The sequence below is a fragment of the Streptomyces swartbergensis genome (assembly GCF_002148965.1).
GTDB lineage: Bacteria > Actinomycetota > Actinomycetes > Streptomycetales > Streptomycetaceae > Streptomyces > Streptomyces swartbergensis.
Genome location: NZ_NGFN01000152.1, coordinates 1 through 19,972 on the forward strand (window position 1 = coordinate 1; position 19,972 = coordinate 19,972).

18 protein-coding genes are annotated in these 19,972 nt (G+C 72.4%); 11 read left to right on the forward strand and 7 right to left on the reverse strand.

Annotation, left to right across the window (positions count from 1 at the left end):
* The 4 genes from CA983_RS47195 to CA983_RS23380 all read left to right on the forward strand — a co-directional run.
* Positions 1-269 (forward strand): hypothetical protein (locus CA983_RS47195; protein WP_208637019.1); only part of this gene is annotated, 269 nt, incomplete at its 5' end.
* Positions 266-4,003, forward strand: coding sequence for an NACHT and WD repeat domain-containing protein (locus CA983_RS23370; RefSeq protein ID WP_086602851.1), 3,738 nt, complete (start codon positions 266-268; stop codon positions 4,001-4,003). The genes CA983_RS47195 and CA983_RS23370, both read left to right, overlap by 4 nt.
* Positions 4,004-4,093: 90 nt before the next feature.
* Positions 4,094-5,113, forward strand: a complete 1,020-nt coding sequence (locus CA983_RS23375) for an ATP-binding cassette domain-containing protein (protein WP_107500265.1) — start codon at positions 4,094-4,096, stop codon at positions 5,111-5,113.
* Positions 5,110-5,925 carry an ABC transporter permease gene (locus CA983_RS23380; RefSeq protein WP_086602853.1) on the forward strand — a complete coding sequence of 272 codons (816 nt, stop codon included), beginning with the start codon at positions 5,110-5,112 and terminating at the stop codon, positions 5,923-5,925. Before CA983_RS23375 ends, CA983_RS23380 begins: the two co-directional genes overlap by 4 nt.
* Positions 5,926-5,945: 20 nt before the next feature.
* Here the strand turns inward: CA983_RS23380 and CA983_RS23385 are convergent, their stop codons facing one another.
* On the reverse strand, positions 5,946-9,224 hold the full coding sequence (locus CA983_RS23385; RefSeq protein WP_086602854.1) for an AfsR/SARP family transcriptional regulator: 3,279 nt from the start codon (positions 9,222-9,224) through the stop codon (positions 5,946-5,948).
* Between the two features lie 171 nt (positions 9,225-9,395).
* Here CA983_RS23385 and CA983_RS23390 point away from each other — a divergent pair, with 171 nt between their 5' ends.
* The gene (locus CA983_RS23390; RefSeq protein WP_086602855.1) at positions 9,396-10,196 is read left to right on the forward strand and encodes a site-2 protease family protein; all 801 of its coding nucleotides are present in this window, start codon (positions 9,396-9,398) and stop codon (positions 10,194-10,196) included.
* Between the two features lie 4 nt (positions 10,197-10,200).
* Here CA983_RS23390 and CA983_RS23395 read toward each other — a convergent pair whose 3' ends face one another.
* From CA983_RS23395 to CA983_RS23405, 3 genes are all read right to left on the reverse strand, one after another.
* Positions 10,201-10,380: a hypothetical protein gene (locus tag CA983_RS23395; protein WP_059420737.1), complete on the reverse strand. Its 180-nt coding sequence runs from the start codon at positions 10,378-10,380 to the stop codon at positions 10,201-10,203.
* Between the two features lie 64 nt (positions 10,381-10,444).
* The gene (gene npdG, locus CA983_RS23400; protein ID WP_020269687.1) at positions 10,445-11,164 is read right to left on the reverse strand and encodes an NADPH-dependent F420 reductase; all 720 of its coding nucleotides are present in this window, start codon (positions 11,162-11,164) and stop codon (positions 10,445-10,447) included.
* 33 nt (positions 11,165-11,197) lie between these two features.
* Positions 11,198-12,271 (reverse strand): sialidase family protein, encoded by a 1,074-nt coding sequence (locus CA983_RS23405; RefSeq protein WP_086602856.1) that lies wholly within the window; start codon positions 12,269-12,271, stop codon positions 11,198-11,200.
* Between the two features lie 118 nt (positions 12,272-12,389).
* Between CA983_RS23405 and CA983_RS23410 the strand changes: the two genes are divergently transcribed.
* Positions 12,390-12,992 carry a hypothetical protein gene (locus CA983_RS23410; protein ID WP_086602857.1) on the forward strand — a complete coding sequence of 201 codons (603 nt, stop codon included), beginning with the start codon at positions 12,390-12,392 and terminating at the stop codon, positions 12,990-12,992.
* A 68-nt stretch (positions 12,993-13,060) separates the two neighbouring features.
* On the opposite strand, the gene CA983_RS23415 is transcribed toward CA983_RS23410, so the two are convergent.
* Positions 13,061-13,291, reverse strand: a complete 231-nt coding sequence (locus tag CA983_RS23415) for a hypothetical protein (RefSeq protein ID WP_086602858.1) — start codon at positions 13,289-13,291, stop codon at positions 13,061-13,063.
* Between the two features lie 58 nt (positions 13,292-13,349).
* On the opposite strand from CA983_RS23415, the gene map reads away from it, so the two are divergent.
* Together map and CA983_RS23425 are read left to right on the forward strand one after the other, a co-directional pair.
* A complete protein-coding gene (gene map, locus CA983_RS23420; protein WP_086602859.1) occupies positions 13,350-14,207 on the forward strand; it encodes a type I methionyl aminopeptidase in 858 nt (285 codons plus the stop codon).
* Positions 14,208-14,340: 133 nt separating this feature from the next.
* Positions 14,341-14,988, forward strand: coding sequence for a biliverdin-producing heme oxygenase (locus CA983_RS23425; protein WP_086602860.1), 648 nt, complete (start codon positions 14,341-14,343; stop codon positions 14,986-14,988).
* Between the two features lie 162 nt (positions 14,989-15,150).
* Here CA983_RS23425 and CA983_RS48940 read toward each other — a convergent pair whose 3' ends face one another.
* Together CA983_RS48940 and CA983_RS23430 are read right to left on the reverse strand one after the other, a co-directional pair.
* Positions 15,151-15,276, reverse strand: a complete 126-nt coding sequence (locus tag CA983_RS48940; protein WP_279628459.1) for a hypothetical protein — start codon at positions 15,274-15,276, stop codon at positions 15,151-15,153.
* Positions 15,277-15,375: 99 nt separating this feature from the next.
* Positions 15,376-16,020 carry a PhzF family phenazine biosynthesis protein gene (locus CA983_RS23430; RefSeq protein ID WP_086602861.1) on the reverse strand — a complete coding sequence of 215 codons (645 nt, stop codon included), beginning with the start codon at positions 16,018-16,020 and terminating at the stop codon, positions 15,376-15,378.
* Positions 16,021-16,506: 486 nt separating this feature from the next.
* Between CA983_RS23430 and efeO the strand changes: the two genes are divergently transcribed.
* From efeO to efeU, 3 genes are read left to right on the forward strand one after another with little or no spacing between them, the layout of a single operon-like run.
* Positions 16,507-17,655 (forward strand): iron uptake system protein EfeO, encoded by a 1,149-nt coding sequence (gene efeO, locus CA983_RS23435; RefSeq protein WP_086602862.1) that lies wholly within the window; start codon positions 16,507-16,509, stop codon positions 17,653-17,655.
* 12 nt (positions 17,656-17,667) lie between these two features.
* On the forward strand, positions 17,668-18,918 hold the full coding sequence (efeB, locus tag CA983_RS23440) for an iron uptake transporter deferrochelatase/peroxidase subunit (protein WP_086602863.1): 1,251 nt from the start codon (positions 17,668-17,670) through the stop codon (positions 18,916-18,918).
* 4 nt (positions 18,919-18,922) lie between these two features.
* Positions 18,923-19,765: an iron uptake transporter permease EfeU gene (gene efeU / locus CA983_RS23445; RefSeq protein ID WP_086602864.1), complete on the forward strand. Its 843-nt coding sequence runs from the start codon at positions 18,923-18,925 to the stop codon at positions 19,763-19,765.
* Positions 19,766-19,972 lie beyond the last annotated feature (207 nt).

The window sequence follows — 19,972 nt, forward strand, 5'->3', positions numbered from 1 at the left end:
GCTGGTGGGTCGCTCTCGCGGCCGTCGTCGCTCTCTCGGCAGGCCTGGCGGCCGTTCTGACCCTTCGTCAGCAGTCGTCGCGTCCCGGCCCTGGCGGCGTCCACGCGGGGCGGGACATCACGGCCGCGGTGTCYGCTCGGGTGTCCGGGCTGCCGGACAGTCCCGACACGGCCGAAGGCGCGGGTGCCGTGCAGGCCGGCAGGGACATCGCGGGCGAAGTCTCCACGCACGTGGACTTCGCCTCACCGCCCGCGGATCCGGAGCGATGAAGTACGAGCTCGGACCCGGCTCGGTCCACGCCGGCCGCGACATCAAGGCCGCGGTGTCCACCCACGTCAGCGGTCTGCCCCCGGACGCGGCGGCCACGGGCGCGGGTTCGGTGACGGCGCGCGACATCAACGCCCCGGTGACGGTGTCGATCCAGTACGGGTCGTCCGAACGGCTCACGGACGTGCTCCTCGACCCGGCGCCGCTGGTCGACGCCCTCGGCCTGGAGCGTTTCACCGGACGGGAGTGGCTCGTCGAACGGGTGGACAGGGCGCTCGCGCGCCAGGACAAGGGCTATGTGCTCGTCCTGTCCGAGGCCGGGATCGGCAAGACGAGCCTGGCCGCGCACCTCGCGCGGGACAGGGGCTGGCCACGGCACTTCACCGCGCTCTACGGCGGCCGCAACCCCGAGATCGCCCGCAAGAACCTGGCCGCCCAACTCGTACGGCAGTGGCACCTGGAGGACCGGTTGTGCCCGGGCGGGCTGCTGCCCGAGAACGCGGATCGCCCGGACTGGCTGCTGACGGTGCTGCGCGCCGCCGCGGCCCGGCGGGACCAGGAGGCGCCGTCGACACCGCTGGTCCTGGTCGTGGACGGACTCGACGAGGCGGAACCCTCGGCGTCCGCGAGCGACACCGGCGTACCGCTCGGCCTGCCGAGGCCCCAGCATCTGCCCCGCGGTGTGCACATCCTGGCGACCAGCCGGTTCGGCACCAACCTGTCGGCCCTCAGAGGGCGGACGGATGTGCTGGAGATCCAGGTGGACGGCGCGGAGAACCGCCGGGACCTGCTCGCCTATCTCACCCTGCGGGCCGGCGAGGCGGGCACCCCCCTGCACGCGACCCTCCGCGCGCATGGCACTCCCCCGGACCTGTTCTCGGCCGAACTGGCCGAACGCTGCGCCGGGGTGTGGATGTACGCGCAGTACGTGCTCGACGAGATCGCCCACGGCACCCGCTCGCCGGACGAGGTGGGCCGCCTGCCGGACGGCCTCGCCGGGTACTACGAGGAGCAGATCGCGCGCTGGCAGGTCAGTCCGGACTGGGACGGCGTCGGGGAGCCGCTGCTCGCCCTGCTCGCCGCCGCGCAGGGCCCGGCGGCGCCGGACGTGCTGGCCGAACTCGCGGGTACCGACCGCAGGGCGACGGGCCGGTGGCTGGACCGGATGTTCCGCCCCTTCCTCAGACACGAGGACGGAAGGGACGGAGAGGACGGAGAGGACGCCGGGGTCGATGACGGCCTGTACGCCATCCGCCACCAGAGCCTGCGGGACCTCTTCGCCAGCGAGCCCGACCAGCGGGACGCGGGTATGCGCCGAGAGCTGCGCGCGGCGCTGCGGACCGCACACCGCCGCCTCACCGAGCGGCTGGTTCCCTCGGACGGCGACTGGTCGCGCCTCGGCGGGTACGCGCCCTACTGGCTGCCGCTGCACGCGGCCAGGGCCGGCCGGCTGGAGGAGCTGGTGGTCACCCCCGGGTTCCTGCTGGCCGTCGATCCCCCGTCGCTGCTGCGGCACCGGTCCGACCTCACCACGGTCACCGGGCGCCGCGCGCTCGGCGCCTACGAACTGGCCCTTCACGCCTGGCGACAGGAGCCCGAGACCGAACGCCGGCTGTGGTGGCTGCACGTGCACGCGCGCAAGAACCGCTGCGCCGAGCTGGCCGAGGCGTGTACGGCCGGGCAGGGCTGGCCGTGGCGCCTGCGGGCGGCCTGGTGGTCGGGGGTCTCCCACCGGGTGCTCACCACGCACGCTCCGCAGCGCGTGTGCACCGTGCCCGCCGGCGGCGGACCGCCCGTGCTCGCCGTCGGCCGTGTCGACGGGACGGTGATGCTGTGGGACCCGGACTCCGGTGACCTGCTCGGCGTCCTGACCGGCCCGGAGGACGATCAGGACGTGCCGCCGATCGACCGGCCCAGTCGGTGGATCAACAGCGTCTGCACCCTGCGCACCGGGGACGGCCGCACGCTGCTGGCCGCCGGCCGCGAGGACGGATCGGTTCCGATCTGGGACCCGTCGACCGGAGAGCTGAGCGCTGCGCTGTCGACCGGCGACGACGATCCCGTGGCCGACGTGTGCGCGATGCCCGGCACCGGCGGCCGCACCCTGCTGGTGACCGTGAACGAGAGCGGGTCGGTGCGGTGGTGGGACCCGGTCACCGGGCGGCAGGCCGGCGCACTGGCCGCCACTCTGCAGGGGACCTCGTTCAAGGTCTGTGCGGTGCCCGCTCCCGGCGGCCACACGGTGCTGGTCACCGTCGACCACTCAGGGCTGCGACTGTGGGAACCGGGCCGTCGGCAGCCGGTCAGCACCATGGCGGTCGGTGTCGTGACGACGCTGTGCGCCGTGCCCGACGGTCACGGCCGCACGTTGCTGGCGATCGGATGCTATGAGTGCCCCGTGCAGCTGTGGGATCCGGTCACCGGCGAACAGGTCGGCCGGCCGCTGACGGAGTTGGCCGGCAAACCGACGGCCCTGTGCGCGGTGCCGGGGCCCGAGGGCCGTCGCCTGGTCGCCGCGGGCAGTGCCGACGGGACCATCCGGCTGTGGGACACCGCGACGGGCCGGCCGTGGGGCCCCGCACTGACGGGCAACACCAGTGATGTGACGTCCCTGTGCGCGGTGTCCTCCGGCGACGGCGGTGTTCAGCTGGCGAGCGTCGAGACGGGTGGGCTCAGCGGCTGCGGAGCCGTGCGGCTGTGGGACCTGTCGAGCGACGATCCGGCCGACCCGCCTCCGGAGGGCCACAGCGGCTGGGTCAGGGCGTTGTGTTCCGTCCCGGCCGTCGAAGGCAGGACGCTGGTGGCCAGCGCCGGCCATGACGCGTCGATCCGGCTGTGGGACCCGGTCACCGGCGACCGGGTCCGGGACTGGCTCGACATCCCGCGTGCCGACCGGCAGTGGGCCGACTGGCCTCGATCCAACTGGACGATGGCGGTGTGCGCGGTCACAGGGATCGACGGGCGCCCCATGATCGTCAGCGCGCACGAGGACGATCACATGCGACGCTGGGACCCGGTGACCGGCGACCAGATCGGGACGGCCGTCAGAGCCGGCTGGCGGAGCGTGTCCGCGATGTGCGTCGTGCCCGGTGTGACCGGACGCACGCTGCTCGCCACGTCCGACCGCGGCAGAACGGTGCAGCTGTGGGACGCGCGGACCGGAGAGCCGCTGGGCGAACCACTCGTCGGTGAACACAGTGGGTCCGAGCGCCACGCGGTCTGCGCGGTGCCCGACGTCGACGGCCGCACACTCGTCGCCGTGATCACCGGAAAGACCTCCGTACAGCTGTACGACCCGCAAGCACACTGCCAGGTCGGCAGGAGTATGCGGCCCCGAAGCGAGCTCGACTGGAACTGGGTGGAAACCCTGTGCGCCCTGCCCGGCGTCGACGGCCGGACGCTGCTGGCGACCGGAGGCCGCGACGGCCTCGTGTGGCTGTGGGACCCGGTCACCTGCGAGCCCGTCGGCGAGCCGCTGCACGCCCACTACTGGGTGACCGGACTGTGCGCCCTGCCGGGCCCCGACGGACCGCGCCTCGTCACCATCGGGCGGGACGGGCTGCTCCGCCTGTGGGACCCGGCCACACGCGAACCGCTCTGTGAACCGCTGAGCGGCCACGACGACACGTGGGTGAGCGCTGTGTGCACGGTCCCGGACGTCGGCGGACGCACGCTGATCGCCACGGCCGGACGCGACCGTGTCGTACTGCTGTGGGAACCGGCGGACACGACGTAGTCAGTCGGTCTCGGCAGAACGTTGGCCACCGACAAGGGCTGTCGGCAGTCTGTCGGTGATTTGTCGGTGGGAGCTGACACCGTCAGGGACATGACGCGAATCCACAAGAACACCGGCGGCGCCGCTGTGACCGTGCGGGGGCTGGTGAAGCACTACGGCGAGACCAAGGCACTGGACGGGGTCGACCTGGACGTGCGGGAGGGCACCGTGATGGGGGTGCTCGGGCCGAACGGGGCCGGGAAGACGACCCTGGTACGGATCCTGTCCACCCTGCTCGCTCCTGACACCGGCCAGGCCACCGTCGCCGGCTACGACGTCGTACGGCAGCCCCGGCAGCTGCGGCGGGTGATCGGGCTCACGGGGCAGTACGCCTCCGTGGACGAGAAGCTCTCGGGCTGGGAGAACCTGTACATGATCGGGCGGCTGCTCGACCTGCCCCGCAAGGACGCCCGCAGCCGGGCCGACGCGTTGCTGGAGCGCTTCTCGCTGACCGAGGCGGCCAAGCGGCCGGCGGCGACGTACTCCGGGGGGATGCGGCGGCGGCTGGACCTGGCCGCGTCGATGATCGGGCGACCGTCCGTGCTCTTCCTGGACGAGCCGACCACCGGGCTCGACCCGCGCACCCGCAACGAGGTGTGGGACGAGGTGAAGCGCATGGTCGGCGACGGGGTCACCGTGCTGCTCACCACCCAGTACATGGAGGAGGCCGAGCAGCTCGCCTCCGAGCTGACGGTCGTCGACCGCGGCCGGATCATCGCGGGGGGTGCCATCGAGGAGCTGAAGGCGAAGGTCGGCGGCCGGGCGCTGCGGATCCGCCCGGCCGATCCGACGCAGCTGCGGCCCCTCGCCGCCGCGCTGGACGAGCTGGGGATCACCGGGCTCGCCACCACGACCGTGGACACCGACCGGGGTGACGTCCTCGTGCCGATCCTCAGCGACGAGCAGCTGACGGCCGTGGTCGGCGCGGTCACCTCGCGCGGCATCACACTGTCCGCCATCACCACCGAACTGCCCAGCCTGGACGAGGTGTTCCTGTCCCTCACCGGCCACCGCGCCAGTGCCCCGCAGGACGCCGTGCCCGCCGAAGACCTTCAGGAGGCCGCCGTATGAGCGCCGTCACCATCCACGACGCCGAGGCGGACGCCCGTATCTCGCTGCGCGGCCATCTGCGTCACACCGGGGCCCTGATCCGCCGCAACCTGCTGTGGATCCGCAAGGACCCGGAGTCGATGGCCGACGCCCTGCTGATGCCGGTCATCTTCACCCTGCTGTTCGTGTTCGTCTTCGGCGGCTCGATCGGGCAGGCGCTGGGCGGCGGGCAGGACCGGTACGTGCAGTACGTGATCCCCGGCATGATCGCGATGATGAGCATGACGCTGTCCCAGGGCGTCGGCACCGGCTTCAGCCAGGACTTCAACTCCGGTGTCATGGACCGCTTCCGGTCCCTGCCGATCGGGCGCGGTTCGGTGCTGTTCGCGAAGATCTCGGTGGAACTGCTGCGGATGCTGTTCGCGACCGCCGTGCTGATGATCGTGGCCGTCGCGGTCGGGTTCGAGATCACCAACTGGCCGGGGCTGTTCGCGACCGTGGCCCTGTCCACGGCGTTCGCCTCGTCGATCATGTGGGTGTTCCTCACCCTGGGCGTGATCCTGAAGAACGCGCAGTCCGTGCAGGCGATGGGCTTCCTGGTGCTGTTCCCGCTCCAGTTCGGCTCGTCGATCTTCGCGCCGACGACATCGATGCCGGGCTGGCTGCAGGCGTTCACCGACTACAACCCGCTGTCGACGCTGGCGGACGCCGCGCGGGGTCTGATGGTGGGCGGGCCGGTCGCGCACGACCTGTGGGTGACGCTCGGCTGGTCGGTGGCCATCACGGCGGTGATGGCGCCCATCGCGATCCACAAGTTCCGCACCAAGAGCTGAACCGGCGGGGCGGATCCGCGTCAGAGCAGGGCGGTGGCCTCCTCGGGGGAGAGGCCGCCGCCTTCCGCGTACGCGGACTCGTACGCCGGGTCGCCGAGCACCGCCCGCGCCCGCCGCTCCGCCTGCTCGCGTGCCTCGCGCTCCTGCCGCGCGGCGACGTGCCCGGACGGCAGCAGGGCGTCGGCGGCGCCGAGGAAGCGGGCCGCGTCCCGGGCCCGGTGCCCGCCGTCGAGTGCGGCCAGGGACCCGGCACCGAAGATCAGGTACACCGCGCGAATATGGGGTGTGATGGCCACCGAGAGCGGATCGGCGGCCCGCTCCAGCGCCCTGCGGATCAGCTCCAGGCACGCCTCGTGACGCCCTTCCACGGCGTCCAGCCAGGCCTCCGCGCCGAGGATGAACGCGTCGAAGACGATGAAGTGGGCGATACGGAAGTCCTGGCGCAGCCGCCGCAGTTGCTCGCGCGCCTCGGGGACGCGGCCCGTCATGCCGAGCCAACCGGCCAGGAACAGGCGGGCGGCGGGCATGGCCTCGCTGTGCGAGTCCTCGCGCTGGGCGATCACCTCGCGCAGCAGCCGCTCGCCGCGCTCGCCCTCGCCCGCCTCCAGCAGCGCGCTGCCCAGCCGGGCGGCGAGGACGGCCGCCTGGGCTCGGGCGCCGACCCGTTCGGCGTGCGCGATGGCCGCCTCGTAGTCGGCGGCGGCCAGGGCGTAGTCGCCCTTGCGTTCGTGGGCCTCGGCGCGGGCGGAGAGGGCCTCGGCGGTGCCCCAGGCGTCACCGAGGCGCCGGTAGATCTCCAGCGACTCGTCGGCGTCGCGGGCGGCGTCGCCGGCCCAGTCGGTGCGGTTGGCGAGGAAGTTGGCCCGCATCTGGAGGCCGGAGGCCAGCTCCCAGTCGAAGCCGGGGGTCTCCCGGCAGGTGCGGATGGACGCGTCCATGATGACGCGCAGCCGGTCCATGTCGCCGGTCAGCATCACGGCGAAGAACCAGAGCATCCCGGGGAGACGGCAGTTCTGCGGCAGGCCGGGCTCGTAGGTCCGGGAGATGGTCCGCAGCTTCTGCTGGGAGCGCGGGTTCTGCCAGGCGTCCAGTTCGGTGTCCATACAGGCGAGATGGGCCAGGTGGACACCGCGCCGGGCCTCCCACAGGACCTCGCCGGTCATCGGGGGCGGGGCGTCGGTGCAGCGCTGCCACACCGGGGCGGCGCTGCGGACGGGCTCGGTGAAGGGGTCGGGGCCGAGGGCCATGACCTCGCGGCACCAGTTGCGGGCCTCGATGCGCAGGTCGCGCATCTGCCAGTACCAGACGAGGGACAGTGTCAGGCACAGCGCCTCCTGCTCGTCGCGCAGGGCGACGGCGTGGCGCAGGGCGGTGCGCAGGTTCTCGTACTCCCGCTCCAGCCGGCGGATCGCGGCCAGCTGGCCCGGGCCCCGCAGCAACGGGTCGGTGGTGCGGGCGAGTTCGCGGTAGTACGTCAGATGGGCGCGCTCGGCGCCGTCGCGCTGCCCGGACTCGTCCAGCCGCTCGGCGGCGTACTCGGCGACGGTCTCCAGCAGCCGGTAGCGCATCTCGCCGTCGCCCGACTCGCCGGGCGGAGTGGCCACGACCAGGGAGCGGTCGACGAGGGAGCCGAGCGACTCCAGGGCGACCGGTCCGCACACCGCCTCGGCGGCGGGCAGGTCGCAGCCGCCCGCGAACACCGACAGCCGCCGCAGGACGTCCCGCTCCTCCTCGTCGAGCAGGTCCCAGGACCAGTCGACGACGGCTCTGAGGGTCTGCTGGCGGGGCAGGACGGTGCGGCTGCCGGAGGTGAGGAGGCGGAAGCGGTCGTCGAGCCGGTCGGCGATCTGGCGGGGCGTCAGCATCCGCAGCCGGGCGGCGGCCAGTTCGATGGCCAGGGGCAGGCCGTCGAGGCGCCGGCAGATCTCCGCACACGCCTCGGGGTCGTCCTCGGTCCGGAAGCCGGGCCGGGCCGCCGCGCCCCGGTCGGCGAGCAGCCGCAGCGCGACCGGCTCGGGCAGCGGCTCCACGGGCCGCAGCAACTCCCCCGGCACGCCGAGGGGTTCCCGGCTGGTGGCGAGGACGGTCAGGCCGGGGCAGCGCTCCAGCAGTTCCTCGGCGAGCCGGGCGGCGGCATCGGCGACGTGCTCGCAGTTGTCGAGGATCAGCAGCATGCCGGGTCTGGAGCAGTGCTCGGCGAGCCGCTCGACGGGATCGTMGAGCCGGTCGGCGACGGCGGCCCGGATGCCCTCGGCGCCGGCGCCGTACAGCACGGTCTCGCGGGCGCCGACGGCGGTGAGCACGGCCTCCGGTACGGCGGCGGGGTCGTCGACCGGGGCGAGCTCGGCCAGCCACACGCCGCCCGGCATGGCGTGCCGTACGGTCTCCGCGGCCYCCTGGGACAGCCGTGTCTTGCCGGCCCCGCCGGGTCCGAGCAGCGTCACCAGGCGGGCTGCGGTGAGGTCGCCCCGGATGGTCTCGATGTCGCTCTCGCGGCCGATGAAGGAGGTGAGCCGGGCCCGCAGGTTGCCGACGGCCGGGGCATCCACAGCGGGCCCGGGTCTGTCGTCGCCCGGCTTCAGCAACTCCGCGTGCAGGGAGCGAAGTTCCGGCCCCGGGTCGGCCCCGAGCCGGTCGGCGAGCAGCCGCCGCACGTCCTCGTACGCGTCCAGCGCCTCCGCCGTGCGGCCGGCGTCGCGCAGGGCGCGCAGGCGGAGGGTCTGCAGGGGCTCGTCCAGGGGGTGGCTGTCGCACAGGGCGGTCAGTTCCGGCAGGGACTGCTCGGCCTGGCCGAGGGCGAGGGCGGCGCTGTGGCGGGCGCGCAGCACGTCCAGGCGGCGGGTGTCCCGGCGGGCCGCCTCGGCGGCGCGGTCGGGCAGGTCGGCGAGGGCCGGGCCGCGCCACAGGGCGAGGGCGTCGTCCAGGATCACGGCCGCCTTGGCGGGGTCGCCGTCGGCCAGGGCCCGCAGCCCCTCACCGGCCAGCCGCTCGAACCGGTGCAGGTCGACGTCGTCGGGCGCGGCCGTGAGCCGGTACCCGCCCTCGGCGGAGGCGACCGCGTCCGCCCCGAGCGCCCGCCGCAACCGCCCCACCAGCGCCTGCAGCGCCCCCGGGGCGTCGGCGGGCGGATCACCGCCCCACACCTCGTCGACGAGCAGCCCCACGGGCACGGTACGGCCGGCCCGCAGGGCCAGCACGGTCAGCAGCGCACGCAGCCGCGCCCCGCCCACCGGAACGACCGTGCCGTCGGTGCGGAGCGCCTGCGTGGTGCCGAGAATGCGGTAGCGCACGGGGACCATTGTCCCCGGTACGCCGAGACCCGGTCACGGAGTTCGGCGGCGCGGCGGGCGGCGCAGGACCGGCCGATGCCTCCACGCCCCTGGAACCGACCGCCCCGCGCGAGACGTTTTCCCCCTGCGCCCGGTACCGTCGGGCCGTCCCATCGCGTGTTCGAGACTGCAGGGAGTCCCATGACCACCGCCACCAGCCGCCGCAGTGAGCGGCGGATCAGTCCCGTCTTCGTCGGGATCATGGCCGTGACGGCGGTCACGGGATGGGCGACCTGGACCGGATTCGCGCAGCAGCCCGGCGTCGCCGTGTTCCTCTTCGTGACGGCGGCCTGGATCGTCTCGCTCTGTCTGCACGAGTACGCGCACGCGCGCACCGCCCTGCACAGCGGCGACATCTCGGTCGGCGCCAAGGGTTACCTCACGCTGAACCCGCTGAAGTACACGCACGCGCTGCTCAGCATCGTCCTCCCGGTGATCTTCGTGATCATGGGCGGGATCGGGCTGCCCGGCGGGGCGGTGTTCATCGAGCGGGGGCGGATCCAGGGACGGTGGAAGCACAGTCTGATCTCGGCCGCCGGTCCGCTGACGAACGTGCTGTTCGCCATCGTCTGCACGGCCCCGTTCTGGCTGGACGCGCTGGACGGCGTGCCGAGCGACTTCCGGTTCGCCCTGGCCTTCCTCGCTCTGCTCCAGGTGACGGCCGCGCTGCTGAACTTCCTGCCGGTCCCGGGCCTGGACGGCTACGGCGTCATCGAGCCCTGGCTGTCGTACAACATCCGGCGGCAGGTGGAGCCGTTCGCGCCGTTCGGCCTGCTGTTCGTGTTCGCGCTGCTGTGGCTGCCCGCGGTCAACGGCGTGTTCTTCGACGTCGTCGACTCGCTCCTGAAGTCGCTCGGGATCACAGACTTGGAAACCTACTGCGGTCAGGAGCTGTACCGCTTCTGGCAGGGCTCGAACGAGTTCTGCTCGGCCGCTCCCTGACGGGTCAGCCCGTGACGGACTTCTGCTGCTTGCCGCGCTTGACGTAGTACCAGCACATGTTGGACGACAGGCCCGCCAACAGCACCCAGACGATCCCCAGCCAGCTGCCCTCCATGAAGGACACCACGGCCGCGGCCACGGCGAGGAGGCAGACGATCAGGGCGTAGAGGGCGAGGCGGGGCATCGGGTCGACTCCTGTCGGGGGACACTGCGGGCACTGCTGGTGCCGTCCAGTGTCCCCCATGCCGTCAGACGTCCGTGACGCGGAGCCCCGCGTGCGCCTTGTACCGGCGGTTGACGGAGATCAGGTTCGCCACCAGCGACTCCACCTGGTGGGCGTTGCGCAGCCGCCCGGCGAAGATGCCGCGCATGCCGGGGATGCGCCCGGCGAGGGCCTGCACGATCTCGACGTCGGCGCGGACCTCGCCGAGCACCATGACGTCGGTGTCGATCTCGTCGATCTCCGGGTCCTGGAGCAGCACGGCCGACAGGTGGTGGAAGGCGGCCGTGACCCGGGAATCCGGCAGCAGGGCGGCGGCCTGCTCGGCGGCGCTGCCCTCCTCGGGCTTGAGCGCGTAGGCGCCCTTCTTGTCGAAGCCGAGCGGGTTGACGCAGTCGACGACGAGCTTGCCGGCCAGCTCCTCGCGCAGGGATTCGAGGGTCTTGCCGTGTCCGTCCCACGGCACGGCGACGATCACGATGTCGCTGCGGCGCGCGGTCTCGGCGTTGTCGGCGCCCTCGACGCCGTGTCCGAGTTCCTCCGCGGCGGCCTGGGCGCGGTCGGCCGCGCGCGAGCCGATGATCACCTTCTGCCCGGCCTTGGCGAGCCGGTAGGCGAGGCCCTTGCCCTGCGGCCCGGTCCCGCCGAGCACCCCGACGACCAGTCCGGAGACGTCGGGCAGGTCCCAAGGGTCCTTGGCCGGGGCCTTCTGGGCGTTGTCGGTGGCAGCACTGTCGGTAGAGGTCATGGCCCCGACTCTACGTGCGACGCGGTCATCGGCTCAGGTCAGCTCCGTCACGGGCACCCGGCGGAAGGTGATGGTCTCGTAGGCGCTGAAGTCGCCGGTCTCGTACAGCAGGCCCACGGTGTCGGCGTCGACGCGCACGAGGTCGGAGTACGCGGCGGGCAGGCCGTCCACGGTGTGGGCCGGGCGCCAGGTGGTGCCGCCGTCGGCGGAGGCGCGGATCGTCATCAGGGCGCGGAAGCCCGGGTCGGCGGGCCCGGAGTAGAGCAGCACGTCGGGGTCGCGGAGCTGGAGCACGCTCGCCTGGCACACCGGAGCGGACAGGCCCGCCTGCGGACGGAAGGGTTTCACCAGGCTCTGGCCGCCGTCGGCGGAATGGGCGTCGGCGCGGGTGCCGGGCGACGGGGAGTCGTTGCGGGTGTTGAAGTACACGCGGCCGTCGGGGAGTTCGGCGGCGGTGGTCTCGTTGGCGTTGATGTAGCCGTCGGTGTTGTCGTCGACGTAGCCGATCCGCCAGGTGGCGCCCCGGTCGTCGCTGAGCAGGCAGTGGCCGCCGTTGTACCTGCCCTCCGTGCCGTTGTCCGTGCCGGTGGGCGGCAGGGAGTGGTTGGCGGGGACGACGATCCGGCCCGTGCTCAGCTGGAGGGCGTGGCCAGGAGTGGTGGCGTACCAGCGCCAGTGCGGCTTCTTGGCCTGCTGGGTGATCTCCCTCGGCGCGGACCAGGTGAGGCCGTCGTCGTCGCTGTGCCGCACCCAGACCCGGCGCCCGTCGGCCGCGCTCACCTTGCCGCGGCGGATGGCGTCCTCGGTGGCGAGGGCGGCGTTGCGTACGTGCACCAGGAGCACGCGGCCGGTGTCGAGGACGACGGGGGCCGGGTTGCCGGCGAGGGCGTCGCCGTTCTTCGCGGCGACCAGGAGCGGGCTCCAGGTGCGGCCGCCGTCCGTGGAGCGTTTGAGTACGACGTCGATGTTCCCGAAGTCGTCCCGGGAGCCGACGCGGCCCTCGCAGAAGGCGAGCAGCGTGCCGTGGCTCGTGGTGACGACGGCGGGGATGCGGAAGCTGGCGTACCCCTCCCGGCCGGCGCGGAAGGGGACGCTGGTCTCGGTCATCGGCGGGTTCCTCCAGGCGTTCGACGACGGTACGGATGACCGGTCCCTCTGCCCAAGCCGGGCGAATACGTGGTGAATTCCACATCACGAGTGACCGGTCGGGGCAGGATGCGGTCGTATGGATGCCGTACGGGTCGCGCTGCTGCGGGAAGTGCTCGCCGGGACGGAGTGGCTGGGCGCCACACGGCGGTTCGCCGGTGCGCTGCGGGGGTCGGTGGTCTCGCACGGCGGTGGGATGCTGCTCGTCGGCACGCCGGAGTACGAGCCGTGGCACCTGGCGGCGCATCTGGTGGACGAGGCGGCGTGGTCGGGCACGCCGGAGCTGGCCCCGACGCTGGTGCGGCACGACGCGCGCCCCTCGGATCCGGCGCATCTGGCCGTCGGCCTCGGGCGGCTGGAGGCGGCCCGGCGGGGCGAGACGCTGCTGGTGGTGTCCCCCGAGGGGCCTGCCGCACCCCTCCTCGAACGGGTGTCCGACGCCCGGCGCGCCGGGGCGACGGTCCTGTCCCTCGGCCCCGACGAGGGCGAGCTGCCGGCGATGGCCCATGAGGCCCTGGCCGTCCCCGACGGCTCGGAGCTGGACCTGGACACGGTCCAGCACCTGGTCAGCGCGGCGGCCGGGGAGAACGCCCTACCGACGCCACGCGGCCGCCGCCGCTTCCGGGACAGGGTGGCGAGACTGGCGGAACACCTGACGGCGCCTCCGCCGGCGCGCTGGTAGGGACACCCCCTGGACCGGCTGTGCCGGTGGTGCGGCCGCGCGGCCGGCGCGCAGGCGCCGGGGTGCGCCTACTCGTCGTTGCGGCCGCCCGCCGGGGCGTCGTGCCACTTGGGGTCGTTCTCCCACTGGACGTTGCGTGCGCGGGCGGTCTCCATCGCGCGTTCGGCTTCCGTGCGGGAGGCGTACGGTCCGAACCGGTCCTTGTTGGGGCACTCCGGCCCCTCCTCGACCTTCTTGTGTTCCAGGCAGTAGTACCACTCGCCCGGCTTGCCGACCGTCCGCTTCTTGAACAGGGCCATGACCAGCTCCTCTCGCCACCGTCATGTTCCCCCATGGCGGCTGGTTAGACTCGCTGGCATGTCTGGCCAGTCGCTGCTCGTACCGGGGGAGCTGTCCCCCACCCGTCCCGTGCCCGGAAACATCCGTCGCCCCGAGTACGTCGGCAAGCCCGCGCCGACGCCGTACACCGGACCGGAGGTGCAGACGCCCGAGACGATCGAGGCGATGCGTGTCGCCGGCCGGATCGCCGCCCGGGCGATGGCGGAGGCCGCGAAGCTGATCGCCCCCGGGGTGACCACGGACGAGCTGGACAGGGTGGCGCACGAGTACATGTGCGACCACGGCGCCTATCCCTCGACGCTCGGCTACCGGGGCTTCCCGAAGTCGCTGTGCACCTCGGTCAACGAGGTCATCTGCCACGGCATCCCGGACTCGACGGTCCTGCGCGACGGCGACATCGTCAACCTCGACGTGACGGCGTACATCGGCGGTGTGCACGGCGACAACAACGCGACCTACCTGGTCGGCGACGTCGACGAGGAGTCGCGGCTGCTGGTGGAGCGGACCCGGGAGTCCCTCGACCGGGCGATCAAGGCGGTCAAGCCGGGCCGGCAGATCAACATCATCGGCCGGGTCATCGAGTCGTACGCCAAGCGCTTCGGCTACGGGGTGGTCCGGGACTTCACCGGCCACGGCATCAACAGCGCGTTCCACTCGGGCCTGATCATCCCGCACTACGACAGCCCGCACGCGACGACGGTCATTCAGCCCGGGATGACGTTCACGATCGAGCCGATGCTGACGCTCGGGACGCACGAGTACGACATGTGGGACGACGGCTGGACGGTCGTGACGAAGGACCGGAAGCGGACGGCCCAGTTCGAGCACACGCTGGTGGTGACGGAGACGGGCGCGGAGATCCTCACGCTGCCCTGATCACCGATCACCGATCGCCGATCACCCATCACCGAGCCCGCCCCGCCGGGGCGGGCTTTCTCTTGTACGCTTTTACCGACAGGGCGTCGGCAAACCCATTGACTTAGGTAAGCCTTACCCAGAGGATGAGCCCATGGAATCCTTCTCGACCCTCATTCGCACCGCTTCCCGCGAGCAGCACGAGGAGGTCAGGGGCTCGACGTTCATGAGCGACCTGCTGGGGCACAAACTGGGGGTCGACGCGTTCGCCCGCTACACGGAGCAGCTCTGGTTCGTGTACGGGGCTCTGGAATCCGGTGCCGAGCGCCTGGCCGGGGACCCGGTGGCCGGCCCGTTCGTCCGCCCGGAGCTGTTCCGGATGGCCTCGCTGGAGCAGGACCTGGAGTACCTGCGCGGCCCCGGCTGGCGATCGGGCGTCAGCGCGCTGCCCGCCACCCTGGAGTACGCGCGGCGGATCTCCGACTGCGCCCGTACCTGGCCCGCCGGCTACGTCGCCCACCACTACACCCGCTACCTCGGTGACCTCTCCGGCGGGCAGATCATCCGCGACACGGCCGAGAGGACGTGGGGTTTCCCGAAGAAGGGCGACGGGGTCCGCTTCTACGTGTTCGAGCAGATCCCCAACCCGGCCGCCTTCAAGCGCAGTTACTGGGAGCTGCTGGACGCGGTGCCCGGCGACGAGCTGGAACGGCAGCGGATCGTGTCCGAGTGCAAGCGGGCGTACGCGATGAACAACGCGGTGTTCCAGGCGCTGGGCGAGGAGTTCCCGCTGTCGGCGTGAGCGGGCCCGGAAAACAGGCGGCGGGCCCCCTTCGCACGGGGCGAGGGGGACCCGCTGCCGTCAGTCGGCCGCCGGCTCAGCCGTCGAAGACACCCTTGTGGCAGACGGCGCCGCCGCACTCCAACTCGGCGGTCTCGGCTTTGAGTTCACCGACGTACGGGCTCAAGGGATGTGGTCGTTGTCGCAGCGGTGGCCGGGGCCGTCGTCGCCGGCGTGGGCCGTGGCCGCACCGGCGGCGGTGATGGCGGCGGTCAGGGCGACTGCGGCCAGAGCGGATCGGATGTGCACTGGGGCTCCCTCTCGCGAAGGACGAGTGGTCGCGCCCAGAGGTCGCCGTTCGGTACCGCACACACGCTGTTCCACCCGTACGGCCGCGCACCGCCCGGGTCAGCGTTCGAGACGGACCCGGCCGCCGACCTCGGTCCATCCGCCCGGCTGGGGCGCGGTCAGGATCTGGGAGCCCGCGCCCTGGGTGATGTTGAGGGCCCGGCCGAGCCGGTCGGTGAGCAGCAGGGCCGCCGCCCCGGTCGCCTCGTCCTCGTCGATCCCGTCGCCGCGTCCGGGGAAGGCCCGGGCCCGCACCCGTCCGGCGGGCTCGTCCTCCCACGCCCAGGCGTACACCCACTCCCCCGGCGGCGGCACGGCCAGGTCGTCGACCTCGGCGGCGCTGCCGTACTGCCGCAGGGTGCGCTGCGGCACCCACTCCGCCCGTGCCTCGATCCAGCAGAACTCCCCGTCCTGCCGGGCACCGACCACCCCGGCGGGCGTGACCAGCTCGGGCACGTCGAGCAGCCAGGCCGTCCCGGCACACGGGTGCCCGGCGAAGGGCAGGCGCAGGGTGGGCGTGTAGATGTCGATCACACCGCGCTCGGGGTCGTCGACGAACACGGTCTCGCTGAACCCGAGTTTCGCGGCGAACTCCTGCCGGTCACTTCGCTCGGGCAGCACCGAACCCTCGCGCACGACACCGAGTTCGTTGCCGTATCCACCGTTCGGCCCGCAGAAGACGCGGAGCACGTCGTAGTCAGTCACGGGGGCATTCAAACATCGCCCGGGCGGCCGGGTGGTCACGGGCGGCCCGACCGCCGGGAAGGGCCGGGCGACGGCACGGGGCGCTGCGCAGGGCAGGTCCGCCAGGGCGGTGCCGAGGCCCTGGGCCAGGCGGCGCCGCCGGTGTTGCGTCCCGGGGCGCCGCGCCAGTGCCGCCGCACTCCGCTCCTGGCGGTGGAGTCCTTCACCAGGCCCGAGGCCGCCCCGGCGTCCACGGCCCCGGCCGCCTCGATGGCACCCGGCGACGGGCCGGGCCGTACCCGACCTCGCCCCGCGCCGGGGCCGTGCGGCCCCACTCCGCCGGGTCGCGCTCCTGGGCGCCGGTCGCGTCGCGGCGGACGGCCTGCCCGGCGAGGCGCGATCTTGACCGTCCCTTGACCGCCTCATGAGGGCGTTTTTGAGCCACTTAAGCAATCCTTATGCGGCTCATTAGGTGAGCCTCACCTTCCCCGCCCTCCTGGAGCCCTCATGCGACCCGCCAGCCCCGTCTCCGTCGCGATCGCCGCCGCGGCGGCTCTGACCGCCGTCACCGGCTGCACGGAGAAGAGCAGCGCCGAGGACGGTGACCATGTCGTCCACGTGACGGCGACGGACGACAAGTGCGAGGTGTCGAAGAAGGAGTTCCCGGCCGGGCACGTCGAACTCGCCGTCGAGAACAAGGGTTCCAAGGTCACCGAGGTCTACGTGCTCTTCCCCGACGACCGTGTGGTCACCGAGCGGGAGAACATAGGCCCCGGCACCAAGCAGCGCGTCACCGCCGAGGTGAAGGCCGGCGACTACCAGATCGCCTGCAAGCCCGGCATGAAGGGCGACGGCATCCGCCAGGCCGTCAAGGCCACCGGCGGCAAGACGATCCAGCGCGACCCGCGCCTGGACAAGGCCGTTGCGGCCTACCGCGCCTACGCCCAGATGCAGGCCGACGAGACACTGCCCAAGGCCGAGACCTTCGCCCGGGCCGTCAAGGACGGCGACCTGGAAGCCGCGAGGAAGGCCTACGCCCCCTCCCGCATCGGCTGGGAGCGCACCGAGCCGGTCGCCGAGTCCTTCGGCGACATCGACCCGAAGGTCGACGTCCGCGAGGACGGCCTGGAGGACGGCCAGGATCCCGCCACCGACTGGACCGGCTGGCACCGCCTGGAGAAGGCCCTCTGGCAGGACGAGAAGATCGGCGACCGCGAGAAGGAACTGGCCGGCCTGCTGATCACCGACCTGAAGGACTGGCAGAACCGCGTAGGCAAGGCCGACATCACCCCGACCTCCATGGCCAACGGCGCCAAGGAACTCCTCGACGAGGTCGCCACCGGCAAGGTCACCGGCGAGGAGGAGCGCTACTCGCACACCGACCTGGTCGACTTCAAGGCCAACGTCGAGGGCGCGCAGAAGTCGTACGAGCTGCTGAAGCCGGTCGCGCAGGAGAACGACAAGGCCCTCACCACGGAACTGGACAGGCAGTTCGCCGCCCTGAACACGCTGCTCGACAAGTACCGTCCGGACACGACGTCCTACGACTTCACCTCGTACGACAAGGTCGGCAAGACCGACCGCAAGGAGCTCTCGGACGCGGTCAACGCGCTGGCGGAGCCCTTGTCGAAGCTCGCTGCCGCGGTCGTGAAGTAGAGGGCCGCGCCCATGAGGGACAACACCATCGACAACCACACACCATCTCCCTCCCGGCGCTCCCTGATCGGCTGGGGCGGCGCGGGCCTGGCACTGGGCGCCGCCGCGGCGGGCGGAGCGGTGGCGATGGCCCGCACGGACGACGGCCCCGCGCCGGACGCCGGGACGGAGATCGCCTTCCACGGCCCACACCAGGCGGGCATCGCCACCCCCGTCCAGGACCGGCTGCACTTCGCCGCGTTCGACGTGACGACCGACGACCGGGCGGAGTTCGTCCAGCTGCTGAAGGACTGGACGCAGGCCGCCCGCCGCATGACGGCCGGGCAGCCGGTGGGTGAGGGCGGCTACGGCGGCCTCCCGGAGGCACCCCCGGACGACACCGGCGAGGCCCTGGACCTCAAGCCCTCCCGTCTGACCCTCACGATCGGCTTCGGCCCGGGTCTGTTCGAGAAGGTCGGCCTGGCGGAGCAGCGACCGGCCGCCCTGGTGGACCTGCCGAAGTTCGCGGGCGACAACCTGGACAACAACCGCAGCGGAGGCGACCTGTGCGTCCAGGCCTGCGCGGACGATCCGCAGGTCGCCGTGCACGCCGTCCGCAACCTCGCCCGCATCGGCTTCGGCAAGGTCGTCATCCGCTGGTCGCAGCTCGGCTTCGGCAAGACGTCGTCGACGACGCCCGAGGCGCAGACGCCCCGCAACCTGATGGGCTTCAAGGACGGCACCCGCAACATAGCGGGCACGGAGACGGACCGGCTGAAGAAGTTCGTGTGGGTGGGCGAAAAGGACGGCCCGTCCTGGATGACGAACGGCTCCTACCTCGTCGCCCGCCGCATCCGGATGCACATCGAGACCTGGGACCGCACCTCGCTCCAGGAGCAGGAGGACATCTTCGGCCGCGACAAGGGCGAGGGCGCCCCGGTCGGCAAGGCGAAGGAGCGCGACGAGCCGTTCCTGAAGGCGATGAAGCCCGACGCGCACGTCCGGCTCGCGCACCCCGACGCCAACCACGGGGCGACGATCCTGCGCCGCGGCTACTCCTTCACCGACGGCACGGACGGACTGGGGCGCCTGGACGCGGGCCTGTTCTTCCTGGCCTACCAGCGGGACGTCCGCGAGGGCTTCATCCCGATCCAGCGCAACCTGGCCACGGACGCGCTCAACGAGTACATCCAGCACGTGGGTTCGGCGCTCTTCGCGATCCCGCCAGGCGTTCGTGACAAGGACGACTGGTGGGGCCGGACGCTGTTCTCCGGGGAGGCGTAGACCGATGTTCTCCAACTACCTGATAGGTCTGCGCGAGGGCCTGGAGGCGAGCCTCGTCGTCTGCATCCTCATCGCCTACCTGGTCAAGACGGACCGCAGGGACGCGCTGCGGCCGATCTGGGCCGGCATCGGCGTCGCGGTCGCCCTCGCGCTCGGCTTCGGCTGCGCCCTCGAATTCGGCTCCCAGGAGCTGACGTTCCAGGCGCAGGAGGCGCTCGGCGGGTCCCTGTCGATCCTCGCGGTCGGCCTGGTGACGTGGATGGTGTTCTGGATGCGGCGCACCGCCCGGCACCTGAGGTCGGAACTGCACGGGAGGCTGGACGCGGCCCTCGCCATGGGCACCGGAGCGCTGGTCGCCACGGCGTTCCTGGCCGTGGGCCGGGAGGGCCTGGAGACGGCCCTGTTCGTCTGGGCCTCGGTCCACGCGGCGAGCGACGGCACGCCGCGGCCCCTTCTCGGTGTCGCCCTGGGCCTGTTGACGGCGATCCTCCTGGGCTGGCTGTTCTACCGGGGTGCCCTGCGCATCGATCTCGCCCGGTTCTTCACGTGGACCGGCGGCATGCTGGTCGTCGTCGCGGCGGGCGTCCTGGCGTACGGCTTCCACGACCTCCAGGAAGCGGACTTCCTGCCGGGCCTCAACGACAAGGCCTTCGACATCTCCGGCACGATTCCTCCGGACAGTTGGTACGGCACGTTGCTCAAGGGCGTGTTCAACTTCCAGCCGGACCCGACGGCGCTCCAAGTCGTGGTGTGGCTGCTGTACTTGATCCCGGCCCTTGCGCTGTTCCTGGCACCGGCGGGTTTCGGACAGCGCCGGACGGCAACAACACCGGCCGGCGACAGCTGAGGCCGGGTGGGCCCGCGACCCGGCGGAACGGGGTGCCGCTTCTTTGGGACGGGTGCCGCCCTGGGGGCACCCCCTGCTCGAAGAGCTTGGGGGAGGCACGACTGCCCGCAGCTGGGCGGGACCGGCGGCACGCAGCGCGGCGGCCCGCGGCAGCTCAGCCGAGACGCGCCCGCAGCCGCCTACGGCGAGAAGGGGGACGTGTCGGGG

Excerpts from the sequence above, each read along its gene's own strand:
- CA983_RS23370 (WP_086602851.1), top strand. The coding sequence starts at position 266 with ATGAAGTACGAGCTCGGACCCGGCTCGGTCCACGCCGGCCGCGACATC.
- CA983_RS23375 (WP_107500265.1), top strand. The coding sequence starts at position 4,094 with ATGACGCGAATCCACAAGAACACCGGCGGCGCCGCTGTGACCGTGCGG.
- CA983_RS23380 (WP_086602853.1), top strand. The coding sequence starts at position 5,110 with ATGAGCGCCGTCACCATCCACGACGCCGAGGCGGACGCCCGTATCTCG.
- CA983_RS23390 (WP_086602855.1), top strand. The coding sequence starts at position 9,396 with ATGACCACCGCCACCAGCCGCCGCAGTGAGCGGCGGATCAGTCCCGTC.
- CA983_RS23395 (WP_059420737.1), bottom strand. The coding sequence starts at position 10,380 with ATGCCCCGCCTCGCCCTCTACGCCCTGATCGTCTGCCTCCTCGCCGTG.
- npdG (WP_020269687.1), bottom strand. The coding sequence starts at position 11,164 with ATGACCTCTACCGACAGTGCTGCCACCGACAACGCCCAGAAGGCCCCG.
- CA983_RS23405 (WP_086602856.1), bottom strand. The coding sequence starts at position 12,271 with ATGACCGAGACCAGCGTCCCCTTCCGCGCCGGCCGGGAGGGGTACGCC.
- CA983_RS23410 (WP_086602857.1), top strand. The coding sequence starts at position 12,390 with ATGGATGCCGTACGGGTCGCGCTGCTGCGGGAAGTGCTCGCCGGGACG.
- CA983_RS23415 (WP_086602858.1), bottom strand. The coding sequence starts at position 13,291 with ATGGCCCTGTTCAAGAAGCGGACGGTCGGCAAGCCGGGCGAGTGGTAC.
- map (WP_086602859.1), top strand. The coding sequence starts at position 13,350 with ATGTCTGGCCAGTCGCTGCTCGTACCGGGGGAGCTGTCCCCCACCCGT.
- CA983_RS23425 (WP_086602860.1), top strand. The coding sequence starts at position 14,341 with ATGGAATCCTTCTCGACCCTCATTCGCACCGCTTCCCGCGAGCAGCAC.
- efeO (WP_086602862.1), top strand. The coding sequence starts at position 16,507 with ATGCGACCCGCCAGCCCCGTCTCCGTCGCGATCGCCGCCGCGGCGGCT.
- efeB (WP_086602863.1), top strand. The coding sequence starts at position 17,668 with ATGAGGGACAACACCATCGACAACCACACACCATCTCCCTCCCGGCGC.
- efeU (WP_086602864.1), top strand. The coding sequence starts at position 18,923 with ATGTTCTCCAACTACCTGATAGGTCTGCGCGAGGGCCTGGAGGCGAGC.